General features: G+C 72.0%; 12 protein-coding genes. 8 read left to right on the top strand and 4 right to left on the bottom strand.

All coding sequences use genetic code 11. The features are described 5' to 3' along the window. Window positions 1–179 precede the first annotated feature (179 nt). Together ACZ470_RS34170 and ACZ470_RS34165 are read left to right on the top strand one after the other, a co-directional pair. Window positions 180–482, top strand: a complete 303-nt coding sequence (locus ACZ470_RS34170) for an ArsR/SmtB family transcription factor (protein ID WP_468433620.1) — start codon at window positions 180–182, stop codon at window positions 480–482. Continuing rightward, complete coding sequence (locus ACZ470_RS34165; RefSeq protein WP_468433618.1) at window positions 479–871, top strand: VOC family protein; 393 nt, start codon at window positions 479–481, stop codon at window positions 869–871. The genes ACZ470_RS34170 and ACZ470_RS34165 overlap by 4 nt, the downstream gene beginning before the upstream one ends. Before the next feature lie 197 nt (window positions 872–1,068). On the opposite strand, the gene ACZ470_RS34160 is transcribed toward ACZ470_RS34165, so the two are convergent. The 3 genes from ACZ470_RS34160 to ACZ470_RS34150 all read right to left on the bottom strand — a co-directional run bounded on the left by ACZ470_RS34160 (window position 1,069) and on the right by ACZ470_RS34150 (window position 2,901). Next, complete coding sequence (locus ACZ470_RS34160; RefSeq protein ID WP_468433616.1) at window positions 1,069–1,593, bottom strand: hypothetical protein; 525 nt, start codon at window positions 1,591–1,593, stop codon at window positions 1,069–1,071. 24 nt (window positions 1,594–1,617) lie between these two features. Continuing rightward, window positions 1,618–2,106: a VOC family protein gene (locus tag ACZ470_RS34155; RefSeq protein ID WP_468433614.1), complete on the bottom strand. Its 489-nt coding sequence runs from the start codon at window positions 2,104–2,106 to the stop codon at window positions 1,618–1,620. Between the two features lie 123 nt (window positions 2,107–2,229). Beyond that, window positions 2,230–2,901: a ribosomal maturation YjgA family protein gene (locus tag ACZ470_RS34150; protein WP_468433612.1), complete on the bottom strand. Its 672-nt coding sequence runs from the start codon at window positions 2,899–2,901 to the stop codon at window positions 2,230–2,232. A gap of 174 nt (window positions 2,902–3,075) precedes the next feature. Here ACZ470_RS34150 and ACZ470_RS34145 point away from each other — a divergent pair, with 174 nt between their 5' ends. From ACZ470_RS34145 to ACZ470_RS34120, 6 genes are all read left to right on the top strand, one after another. Continuing rightward, entirely contained in the window at window positions 3,076–4,749 is a 1,674-nt protein-coding gene (locus ACZ470_RS34145; protein ID WP_468433610.1) for an ABC-F family ATP-binding cassette domain-containing protein, read from the top strand. A 34-nt stretch (window positions 4,750–4,783) separates the two neighbouring features. Then, entirely contained in the window at window positions 4,784–5,218 is a 435-nt protein-coding gene (locus ACZ470_RS34140) for a glutaredoxin domain-containing protein (protein ID WP_468433609.1), read from the top strand. A gap of 94 nt (window positions 5,219–5,312) precedes the next feature. Further along, window positions 5,313–6,335, top strand: a complete 1,023-nt coding sequence (locus tag ACZ470_RS34135; RefSeq protein ID WP_468433607.1) for a LacI family DNA-binding transcriptional regulator — start codon at window positions 5,313–5,315, stop codon at window positions 6,333–6,335. A gap of 261 nt (window positions 6,336–6,596) precedes the next feature. Continuing rightward, window positions 6,597–7,736 carry a glycoside hydrolase family 12 protein gene (locus ACZ470_RS34130; RefSeq protein WP_468433605.1) on the top strand — a complete coding sequence of 380 codons (1,140 nt, stop codon included), beginning with the start codon at window positions 6,597–6,599 and terminating at the stop codon, window positions 7,734–7,736. Window positions 7,737–7,953: 217 nt separating this feature from the next. Beyond that, window positions 7,954–9,045: a lytic polysaccharide monooxygenase gene (locus ACZ470_RS34125; protein WP_468433603.1), complete on the top strand. Its 1,092-nt coding sequence runs from the start codon at window positions 7,954–7,956 to the stop codon at window positions 9,043–9,045. 110 nt (window positions 9,046–9,155) lie between these two features. Further along, on the top strand, window positions 9,156–9,773 hold the full coding sequence (locus ACZ470_RS34120; RefSeq protein WP_468433602.1) for a TOPRIM nucleotidyl transferase/hydrolase domain-containing protein: 618 nt from the start codon (window positions 9,156–9,158) through the stop codon (window positions 9,771–9,773). Here the strand turns inward: ACZ470_RS34120 and ACZ470_RS34115 are convergent. Continuing rightward, window positions 9,695–10,933, bottom strand: coding sequence for an FAD-dependent oxidoreductase (locus ACZ470_RS34115; protein ID WP_468433634.1), 1,239 nt, complete (start codon window positions 10,931–10,933; stop codon window positions 9,695–9,697). The genes ACZ470_RS34120 and ACZ470_RS34115 overlap by 79 nt on opposite strands. Window positions 10,934–11,006 lie beyond the last annotated feature (73 nt).

Raw genomic sequence — 11,006 nt, 5'->3', positions numbered from 1 at the left:
ATGCCCGGCCTTGCTCTCCTCCCTCCCCCCCTCCCCCCCCCCCCCCCCCCCCCTTCCCCCCCCCCCCCCCCCCCCCCCCCCCCCCCCCCCCCCCCCCCCCCCCCCCCCCCCCCGCGTCCGGGTCCCTTCCGGAGCGGACCGACTTGATAGGCAAGTGGCCACTTGCCTATGCTGGGGTGGTGGCCGACGATCTCTTCAAAGCCCTGGCCGACCCCACCCGGCGCACCATCCTCGACGAGCTGACGGAGAAATCCGGACAGACACTGTTCGAGATCTGTTCGCGACTGAGCATGAAGCACCGGCTCGGCATCTCACGGCAGGCGGTGTCCCAGCACCTCGCCGTGCTGGAGACCGCCGGGCTCGTCGAGACCAGGCGGGAGGGCCGCTACAAGTTCCACGACCTCAACACGGCCCCGCTGCGGCAGATCACCGAGCGCTGGCTCGTCCCCGACACCCCCGGACCTGAAAAGAGCACCCCATGAAGATCCACCTGACCAGCGTCTTCGTCGACGACCAGGCCGAGGCGCTGCGGTTCTACACCGAGGTCCTCGGCTTCGTGAAGAAGCACGACGTCCCCCTGGGCGAGAAGGACCGCTGGCTGACCGTGGTCTCGCCCGAGGAGCCCGGCGGCACCGAACTCCTCCTTGAGCCCGCCGGCCACCCGATCGCCCGGACCTACCGTGACACGCTCGTCGAGGACGGTATCCCGCTCGCCCAGTTCGCCGTCGACGACGTCAAGGCGGAGTACGAGCGTCTGCGCGGCCTCGGCGTCCGCTTCACCCAGGAACCGCTGGAGATGGGCCCCGTCACCACCGCCGTCTTCGACGACACCTGCGGCAACCTCATCCAGATCGCGACACAGGCGGCGTAGGGCACCGGGGCCGCGCGCTGGCGAACTCATCAGCCGGTTCAGGGGGAATCGGCGGGTGCGCCGGGCGAGCGCAGAAGGGCGCGGGTCTCCCCGACGCATTCGGTCCGGGCCCCGGACGAGAAGAGGTCGAGTGCCTCGGGGTGCCGTCCGGCGAGCGTCCGGTAGTGCCCCACGGCTTCGGCGCCGGGGAAAGGCGGTCACCGGCGGCCGAACGGGTGGGCCCGCACGGACCGCCGTACGCGCACCGTCGCGATGACCAGCGCGGCGACGGTGATCGCCGCTCCGGCCCCGATGGGCACCAGCGAGTCGACGACCATGCTCCTGCGCTGGTCGGCCACGCTCGCCTCGCCCAAGTCCTGCCCGTTGACCAGCAGACGGCAGTCCACCGTCTCGGAGGGAGTGCAGTAGGGCTCGAACGTCACGATGGCGTGCACCCCGAAGGCCATCAGGCCCACACCGGCTCCGAGGGCGAGCAGCCACAGCAGGAACGACGCCACGGTCAGCACCGGGCCGCCGGCGGCCAGCACCGCCCCCACGACCACGCCGACGAAGATGATCGCCGCGTAGCCCAGGACGACCCACACCCACATCCCGGTCGCGAAACCGACCGGGAGCAGGATCACCGAGAACACCAGGCACCAGTAGAACCCGTTGCGGAGGCCGTCCCGCACGCCGTCCACAGGTGAACTCCCCGTCATCTCCGTCATCTCCCCTGTGAGCAAGGTAGTTGACGGTACGAAAGGACGTCACCCCGTGGCGGCGAGGCGGCGTCGGAGTTCGTCCTCGGAGACGTCCTCCACATGGGTCAGGAAGACCCACATGTGGCCCGACGGGTCCTTGAGGATGACGGTGCGGTCGCCGTGGAACATGTCCGTCGGCGGCTGGAGGATCTCGGCGCCGGCGGCCTCCGCGCGCGCCGCCAGGCTGTCGACGTCCGGTACGAAGACGTGCAGCGTGACGGACGTGCCTCCACCGAGCGCGGCGGGCGCGGCGAAGGAGCCGGCCTCCGCCTCGTCCACACTGGCGTCACCGAGCATCAGCACCGACGCTCCGATGCTTATCTCGGCGTGCAGAACGCCGCCGCCGGGCGCGTCGATCCTGAAGTCCTCGTGGGCACCGAACGCCCGCTGGTAGAAGTCGATCGCCGCGGCGGCGTCGTCGACCATGATGTGCGGGATCACGGCGTAGTGGTAACGGTCGGGGATCTCGGTGTGAGCGGCTGTGCGCTCGGCCATGACGCATCTCCTTGACGGGCGGCCGCCGGTCGGTTCCCGCGGCTGTGGAACGAACGTAGAAGCTCAAGTCCGCTTCAGGTCAAGCGCCGAAGACGGCCTCACCATGGCCGATGAGGTGGCCGATCAGGCACGTGCGGTCCATGCGTCCGGGCCGCCACCTCGCCACTCCACCAGAGTGGAATCGCGCAGCCAGTCGTCGTCGACGCTCTCGAGCCCGGCGAGGCGCAGGAACTCCACGACGTCCAGCAGCCCGTACGCCATCCCGAGGAACCGCACGCCCGCGCGGACGCGCCGGCCGCCGTCGTCTCCGGGCGGGTAGATCACGATGGGCCGGTCGTTCGCCATGACACCAGCGTGCGATGAGTGGCATCCGCCCGCATGCCGGCGGCCCCGCCACCGGGCACAGCCGCTCGCGACGAGCCAGCCGACGGCCGCGCCGACCGCGTACCAGAGGAGGTCCGGCGCGTTGAAGGTGGAACCGAGGACCAGACGGGCGGCGGTACTCCGTCCGGAGAGTTCCGCGGGCACGCCGGTGAGCTGCGCGAACTCCACTCCCCAGCTGACGGCCAGCGCGACTCCGGCGGCCTTCGGGGGTGTCGACCGCGGCGCCACCACGACGACGAGGGCGAAGACCAGGAGGGTGTAGAGGGCGTCCCCGCCGTACTTGGCGACATCCCCCGTCGTCGTGGCCCTGAGGCCCAGTCCCGCGCCGACGGTCACCAGAGCGGCCGCGGCCGCCGTGAGACGGGTCCGTGCCGGGTGACCGCCGGCTCGGACCGTGAAGAGGAACGCCATGAGGTCGTTTGTATCTGTAACATGTTCCGTATGGCACGAGGTATCTGGTCGCAGAAGGTCCGCTCCGCCCGCTGACGGCGGCGCCCTCTCTGTTGAATCCGCGCTCGCCGTCCCGGTTCCCGCCGGGCGGCTTCTCTGTGCTGCCCGGCTCCACTGCGAGCTGCGGAGCATCCGTTGAACCTCACCCCGACCCCCGAAGCCATGTCCCCGTCCGTCGAGGCAGGCGGCAGCGCACACGTCCGTACCGAGAACGTCACCGTCAGCCGTGGGTCCCGGCGCGTCCTGTACGACGTCTCGGTCACCGTCTCCGCCCGGTCGCGGATCGCCGTCGTCGGCGAGAACGGCCGGGGCAAGACGACACTGCTGCACGTCCTCGCCGGGCTGATCGCCCCCGACGAGGGCACCGTGCACCGGACGGGTACGGTCGGCCTGGCCCGCCAGGAACTGTCCGCGCGCGACGGTGAGACCGTCGGCACCCTCACCTCCGCGGCGCTCGCCCCGTCGCTCGCCGCCCTCGCCGCGCTGGACGAGGCGGCCCTCGCCATGGCCGAGGGCGACGCCGCCGCCGACGACCGCTACACCGCCGCCCTCGACGCGGCCACCCGCCTCGACGCCTGGGACGCCGAGCGCCGCGTCGACGTGGCCCTCGCGGCCCTCGGGGCCTGCACCGACCGGGAGCGCGCCCTGTCGACCCTGTCGGTCGGGCAGCGCTACCGCATCCGGCTGGCCTGCCTGCTCGGCGCCCGGCACGACGTCCTGCTGCTGGACGAGCCGACGAACCACCTGGACGCCGGCGGGCTGGACTTCCTGACCCGCAGGCTGCGCGAGCACGACGGCGGCCTGGCCGTCGTCAGTCACGACCGCGCGCTGCTGCGCGACGTCGCCGACCGGTTCGTCGACCTCGACCCGGCCCGCGACGGGAAACCACGCCTGTACGCGGGCGGCTACGACGCCTGGCAGGACGCGCGGCGCCGGGAGCGTGAGCGCTGGGAGCAGGATCACGAGCAGCAGCAGTCGGAGCACCGGCGGCTCCAGGAGGCGGTGTCGAGGGCCCGCGACCGGCTCTCCACCGGGTGGCGGCCGGAGAAGGGGACCGGCAAGCACCAGCGCCAGTCCCGCGCGGCGGGTGTCGTGCAGGCCTTCAACCGGCAGCAGGAGGCGCTGGAGGCGCACCGCGTCGACGTGCCGGCTCCGCCGCCGATGCTGCGGTGGCCGCGGCTGGGCGTCCGGCCGGGCGCGCCCCAGGTGCGGGCGCACGGAGTCGCCGTCTCCGGACGGCTGGCCGGACCCGTCGACCTCACCCTCGACGGCGGCGACCGGCTGCTCGTCACCGGGCCCAACGGCGCGGGGAAGTCCACCCTGCTCGCGGTGCTGGCCGGCACCCTCGAGCCCACGGAGGGGCACGTCTGGACGGCGAGCGGCGCGCGGGTCGTCCGGCTCACCCAGGAGACCGCCGAACAGGACCCCCGGCTCGGCGCCCGCGAGGTGTACGACCGGCACGTCGGCACGCTGGTGGCCGGCGGCGTGCTCCGCGAGGCCGACGCCGTCGCGCTCGGGTCCCTCGGGCTGCTGGACTCCGAGGCGCTGCGCACGCCGGTCGGACGGATGTCGCAGGGGCAGCAGCGGCGCCTCGATCTGGCGCTGGCGTTGTCCGGGCGGCCCACGCTGGTCCTGCTCGACGAGCCGACGAACCATCTGTCGGCGCCGCTGGTCGACGAGTTGACCGCGGCGATCCGCGACACCGGTGCCACCGTCGTCGTCGCGACCCACGACCGTCAGCTCCTCCGGGACCTCGCGGACTGGCCGCACCTGCGGGTGAACGGCGCACCGGCGTCTTCGTCCTCCTGACGTACCGGCTCCGCTCGTCGGTAGCCTGCGCCTCATGATGCGCGCATGGGTTCTGCCGATACTGCTGGTGCTGTGCGGCTCGGTCGTCGCGGCGGGTCTGATCGGCACGGGCAGGCCCGGCGCGGCCGTCGTACTCCTGCTCGTGCTGATCCTCTTCGCGGGAATGAACTCGCCGCTAATCTTCCCCCGGTCGATCGGGGCGGTGGAGGCGCGGCGTCGCAGCGCGGCCGACGGCCGGCCGGTCGTCCTCTGGCGACCGGGCTGTACGTACTGCCTGCGCCTGCGCCTCCGACTGGGCCGCCGCGCAGGGCAGTTGCACTGGGTCGACATCTGGCGGGATCCGGAGGGGGCGGCGGAGGTGCGGGCGGCCAATGGCGGCAACGAGACCGTGCCGACGGTCGTCGTCGAGGGCCGGCCGCACGTCAATCCCGATCCCGCGTGGGTGCGCGAGCAGCTCTCCCGTCCATAGGGCCCGCCCGTCGACCTCACGGCGCAAAGCGTGTTGCGCGGCCGGTCGTTCAGGCACCGGGGTCGTAAGATCTAGTGATCTCGTGGGGGTGGTCATGGGCAGGCAGCGTCCCGGCACACCGACGCTGGAGGAGGTGGCCGCGCTCGCCGGTGTGGGGCGGGGCACCGTGTCCCGCGTCATCAACAACGCGGCGGGCGTGAAGGATTCGACGCGCCGTGCCGTGCAGCGCGCGATCGCCGAACTGGGGTACGTCCCCAATCTGGCGGCCCGTTCGCTGGCGGGCCGGCGCGCCGACGCCGTCGCGCTGGTCATGACGGAGCCGGACTGGCGGCAGTTCGGTGAGCCGTTCTTCTCGGAGACCGTCCGCTCCGTCGGCGACGCGCTGACCGACACCAAGGTGCAGCTGCTGCTCACCCTGGTCCGCACGGAAGCCGAGCGGCAGCACCTCGTCGAGTACGCGCGCGGCGGCCGGGTCGACGGCGTGATGCTGATGTCCGTGCACGCCGAGGACGCCCTGCCCGACATGCTGGCCGAGGTGGGGGTGCCCACCGTGCTGCTGGGGCGGCGCTCGGGCGACGAGGGCGTGACGTATGTCGACGCGGACAACGCCGGCGGGGCCCGCAGCGCGGTGGCGCACCTGCTGGGCATCGGCCGCCGCTCGATCGCGACCATCACCGGGCCGCTCGACATGTACGTGGCCCAGTGCCGTCTGCGGGGTTACCGCGAGGCACTGGAGCGGGCGGGCGCCGAGGCCAGGCCGTCCTGGACCGTCGAGGGCGACTTCTCCGCGGACAGTGGGCAGCGGGCGATGGCCGAACTCATCGAGCGCGCCCCGGAGATCGACGCCGTCTTCGCCGCGTCGGACACCATGGCCGCCGGCGCGCTCAACGCCCTGCGCGCGGCGGGACGCCGGGTGCCGGAGGACGTCGCGGTGATCGGGTTCGACGACTTCCCGCTCGCCCAGCACACCGATCCCAAGCTGACTACGGTGCGTCAGCCGCTGGAGGAGATCGGCCGGACGATGGTGCGGCTGCTGCGGGAGGAGATGGAGGAGCCGGCCGTGGCCTGGCGGCACGTCATCCTCCGCACGGAACTGGTGCTGCGCGACTCCGCCTGACCCCACTGGCCGCTTTCCGTCTCACGGGTCACGCGGCCACCGAATGTTTCGGGAGCGCTCCCGACTCGGACGCCTCTTCTGGATCAACTCGCTGACCAGCGGCTTCGAAATCAGTTCGACAGTTTCGCGTCCATAGCCTTGTCAGGGACATGTGAAGCTTCTACAGTCCCGTCCCGAACCACCAATGGGAGCGCTCCCATCATTGGGGAGAGGGGAGCGCTCCCGCCGGTCGTCCCCCGCACCCTCTCGGAGAGGTCCCCCATGCGACGGTTACCGCACCACACCCGGGCCCCGCGCGGCCTGTTGGCGACGCTGCTCACCGCTCTCGCCGTGGTCGCGGCGCTGATGACGGCGACAGCGCCGGCCCAGGCCGACACCACGATCTGCGAACAGTTCGGCTCGACCACCATCCAGGGTCGCTACGTCGTCCAGAACAACCGCTGGGGCACCAGCGCCACGCAGTGCGTCACCGCCACGGACACCGGCTTCCGCCTCGCCCAGGCCGACGGCTCGGTACCGACCAACGGTGCCCCGAAGTCGTACCCCTCGGTCTTCAACGGCTGCCACTACACCAACTGCTCGCCGGGAACCGCCCTGCCCGCGCGGATCAGCGGCATCTCCAGCGCGCCGAGCAGCATCTCGTACAGCTATGTCAGCAATGCCGTGTACAACGCCTCGTACGACATCTGGCTGGACCCGACGCCCCGGACCGACGGCGTGAACCGGACCGAGATCATGATCTGGTTCAACCGGGTGGGCCCGATCCAGCCGATCGGATCGCAGGTCGGCACAGCCGCCGTCGGCGGGCGCACCTGGGAGGTGTGGTCGGGCAGCAACGGCTCCAACGACGTGCTGTCGTTCGTCGCACCGTCGGCGATCGGCAGCTGGAGCTTCGACGTGATGGACTTCGTCCGGGCGACCGTCGCGCGCGGCATGGCGCAGAACGACTGGTACCTGACGAGTGTCCAGGCCGGTTTCGAACCCTGGCAGAACGGCGCCGGGCTGGCGGTGAACTCCTTCTCCTCCACCGTCAACACCGGCAGCGGCAACCCGGGCGGCCCCGGCGAGGAGCCCGGCGGCCCGGCCGCGTGCACGGTGTCGTACGCCACGAACGTCTGGCCGGGCGGCTTCACCGCGAACGTGACCGTGAAGAACACCGGTTCGTCCGCCGTCGACGGCTGGAAGCTCGGCTTCACCCTGCCCTCCGGACAGCGCGTCACCAACGCCTGGAACGCGTCCATCACTCCCTCCTCGGGCGCGGTCACGGCGAGCGGGCTGGGCAGCAACACCCGGATCGCGGCCGGCGGCAGCCAGAGCTTCGGGTTCCAGGGAACCTACAGCGGCAGCTTCGAACGGCCGAACGGATTCAGCCTGAACGGCACCGCCTGCACGACCGCGTGACACGACCGGCGGGACACCCACCCGCCGTGTCCCCTGCTCCGGGGCCCGCTCTCTTCCTCCCTGCGCCGTCAGGGCGGGCCCCGGCGCGGCCCCGGCCGCCCGTCGGAGCCGCACCCCGTTCCCCCCGCCCGTCCGGTCGACGCCCCTCCCGGGACGGGCGGGGATTCCACCTCCTTCCGCTCCGCACGCCCCACCCACCCACGGCACAGGAGAACCCATGGCCTTGAGAAGCAGACTCGTCTCCCTGGCAGCGGTGCTGGCCACCCTCCTCGGAGGGCTCGGACTGAGCTTCCTCTGGCAGAACGACGCGCAGGCCCACGGCGTGGCGATGATGCCCGGCTCGCGCACCTACCTCTGCCAACTGGACGCCATCACCGGGACCGGCGGGCTCGACCCGACCAACCCGGCATGTCGGAACGCGCTGAACCAGAGCGGCGCGTCGGCGCTGTACAACTGGTTCGCCGTCCTCGACTCCCGGGCGGCCGGGCGGGGCGAAGGATATGTGCCGGACGGCACGCTGTGCAGCGCCGGTGACCGGTCCCCGTACGACTTCTCCGCCTACAACGCGGCGCGGTCGGACTGGCCCCGTACGCACCTGACCTCCGGAGCGACGGTCCAGGTGAAGTACAGCAACTGGGCCGCCCACCCCGGTGACTTCAGGGTCTACATCACCAAGCCCGGCTGGTCGCCCACCTCCCAGCTCGGCTGGGACGACCTGGACCTCATCCAGACCGTCACCAACCCGCCCCAGCAGGGCTCGCCCGGCACCAACGGGGGCCACTACCACTGGGATCTGAAGCTGCCCTCCGGGCGCTCCGGGGACGCGCTGATCTTCATGCAGTGGGTGCGTTCGGACAGCCAGGAGAACTTCTTCTCCTGCTCGGACATCGTCTTCGACGGCGGCAACGGCGAGGTGACCGGCATCCGGAACTCGGGCGGCACGCCGACCCCGGACCCGACGGAGCCCACGCCGGACCCGACCGATCCCCCCGAGCACACCGGTTCCTGCATGGCCGTCTACAACGTGGTGAACTCCTGGAACGGCGGCTTCCAGGGCTCGGTCGAGGTGATGAACCACGGGACGTCACCGCTCAACGGCTGGGCCGTGCAGTGGAAGCCCGGTTCCGGAACCAGGATCGGCAGCACCTGGAACGGTTCCCTCACCACCGGCTCCGACGGTACGGTCACGGTGAAGAACGTCGATCACAACCGTGTGATCAACCCGGACGGAAGTGTGACGTTCGGCTTCACGGCCACGTCCTCGGGCAATGACTTCCCGGTGGGCACGATCGGCTGCGTGGCGCCATAGCGTCACGGACCTCCGTATCCGCCACCTGCCCCGCCGCGCGGCGGCGGGGCAGGTGGCACCGGCGGAAATTCCTTACCGGTGCCACCCCGGTAGGGCGCAGACTTCTCCCCATGACTGACATGGAGTCCTTCCGGGACGCGGTCACCGCGTGGGCGGCCGGCGGTCCCGGCGAGCCCGCGCGCGGGCTCGCGGCGCGCCTCGGCGTCCGGACAGTGGTCCTGCTCGAAGGGCTGAGCGACGCGGCGGCGGTCGGCGCGCTGGCCGCGAGCCGGGGCCGGAACCTGGCGGCCGAAGGGATCTGCGTCATGCCGATGGGAGGTGCGATGAACATCGGGCACTTCGCCCGCCTTCTCGGACCGCCCGGCCTGGGCCTGCGCCTCACGGGGCTGTGCGACGAACGCGAACGCGGCTACTACGCCCGGGGGTTGGAGCGGGCCGGTGCCGCGCAGGAGCGGTTCTTCGTCTGCGCCGCGGACCTGGAGGACGAACTCATCCGCGCCCTGGGCGTGACGCGGGTGGAGGAGCTCGTCCGGGCGGAGGGCGACCTGCGCCCCCTCCGGACCTTCCTGAGCCAGCCCGCGCAGCGGGAGCGCACGTCACAGCAGCAGCTGCGGCGCTTCCTCGGCACGAAGAAGGGCCGCAAGATCCATTACGGTCGCGTCCTCGTCGAGGCCCTCGATCCCGAGCGGGTACCCGCACCGCTCGACGACCTGTTCACCAGTCTCTGACCCGTGGACGACGGGTCCGGGAAGGACCGGTCGCCGAAGAGGACGCGGGCGGCGGTGGCCCGCCCGAGGGGTGTGCGCAGCAGGGCGAACGCCGCCGTGGCCGCGGCCGGTGTCCGTATGTGCGCCAGACCCGCGCGCAGGGTCAGCCGGCCGCGGAACTCCGCGCGCAGGGCGGCTCCGTCGTAGTGGGTCAACGCGTCCGTGCCGCCCGACCGCAGCGCGTCGTCCAGGACGGAGGCGGCCAGTTCGGAGAGTCTCAGGCAGGGGTCCAGACCGCCGGCGGTGAGCGGTGAGACCGCGCCCGCGGCATCGCCCACGAGCAGTCCCTCGGCACAGGCGATGCGGCGCAGCACGCCGCCCACCGGGATCGGGCCGCCGCGTCGTTCGACCGCTGCGGGCCGGTCCACGCCGGCCAGCCCGGGGGCCGAGTTGCTGAATCGTTCCTGGGCCCGGCGCAGGCCCTCGGGGAAGCGGTCGGCATAGCCGGCGACGCCGACATGGGCGTGCTGCCCGTCGTTGACGACCCAGGCCAGGTAACCGGGGGCCAGCGAGGGGTCGAGGACGCAGTGGAAGGTCGGCGGTTCCCCGTCGGCCGGCACGTCGAAGACCTCTTCCGCACCGACCAGCAGGCGGCGGTTGCGGTCGAGGCCGAGGTCGCGGGCGACCGCGGAACGCGCTCCGTCGGCGCCGACGACGAAGCGGGCCCGGACCGGGATCGGCCCGTCGGGGCCGGTCAGGTGGAAGGTGTCGCCGTTCCGGCCGGCGTAGCGCGTGCCCAGCGCCAGCCGCACGCCCGCGTCGACGGCGGCCGCGGCCGACGCCTCGTACAGCGGGGCCATGTCGCCCACCCGGAATTCGTCACGGTCGCTGACCAGTGTGACGGGGCGGCGCATGCCGGGCGGGTAGAGCGCCACGTGCCGGATCGGCGGTCCCAGGTGCTCGGCGGGCAGCGGAAAGTCGTCGAGCGTCTTCCGCACGAAGATCCCCGTGGTGCGGATGGCCCGGCCGAGATCTTTCCGTCGTTCGGCCAGGAGCACGTCGTGGCCCTGCCGGGCGAGAAGTGTGGCGACATGGAGGCCGGCCAGCCCGGCCCCGACCACGAGCACATCCGTGCTGTCCGTGTCTCCGGGGTGGTGGGAGGTGGCGGCCGCTGCGGGCATCGATCGAATCACGATGGGAAGCTATCGAAATTCGATAGAAGCGGCAAGGCGTGTGGGCCGTACGTTCCTGATC

It is taken from the genome of Streptomyces sp. NPDC031111 (assembly GCF_055570675.1).
The sequence above is the reverse complement of the archived record's forward strand: the minus strand, read 5'-3'. Positions and strand labels throughout refer to the sequence as shown.

Bases quoted from the DNA above. Each gene is read 5' to 3' on its own strand.
- ACZ470_RS34115 (WP_468433634.1), bottom strand. From the start codon at position 10,933: ATGCCCGCAGCGGCCGCCACCTCCCACCACCCCGGAGACACGGACAGC.
- ACZ470_RS34125 (WP_468433603.1), top strand. From the start codon at position 7,954: ATGGCCTTGAGAAGCAGACTCGTCTCCCTGGCAGCGGTGCTGGCCACC.
- ACZ470_RS34130 (WP_468433605.1), top strand. From the start codon at position 6,597: ATGCGACGGTTACCGCACCACACCCGGGCCCCGCGCGGCCTGTTGGCG.
- ACZ470_RS34150 (WP_468433612.1), bottom strand. From the start codon at position 2,901: ATGGCGTTCCTCTTCACGGTCCGAGCCGGCGGTCACCCGGCACGGACC.
- ACZ470_RS34135 (WP_468433607.1), top strand. From the start codon at position 5,313: ATGGGCAGGCAGCGTCCCGGCACACCGACGCTGGAGGAGGTGGCCGCG.
- ACZ470_RS34165 (WP_468433618.1), top strand. From the start codon at position 479: ATGAAGATCCACCTGACCAGCGTCTTCGTCGACGACCAGGCCGAGGCG.
- ACZ470_RS34155 (WP_468433614.1), bottom strand. From the start codon at position 2,106: ATGGCCGAGCGCACAGCCGCTCACACCGAGATCCCCGACCGTTACCAC.
- ACZ470_RS34140 (WP_468433609.1), top strand. From the start codon at position 4,784: ATGATGCGCGCATGGGTTCTGCCGATACTGCTGGTGCTGTGCGGCTCG.
- ACZ470_RS34120 (WP_468433602.1), top strand. From the start codon at position 9,156: ATGACTGACATGGAGTCCTTCCGGGACGCGGTCACCGCGTGGGCGGCC.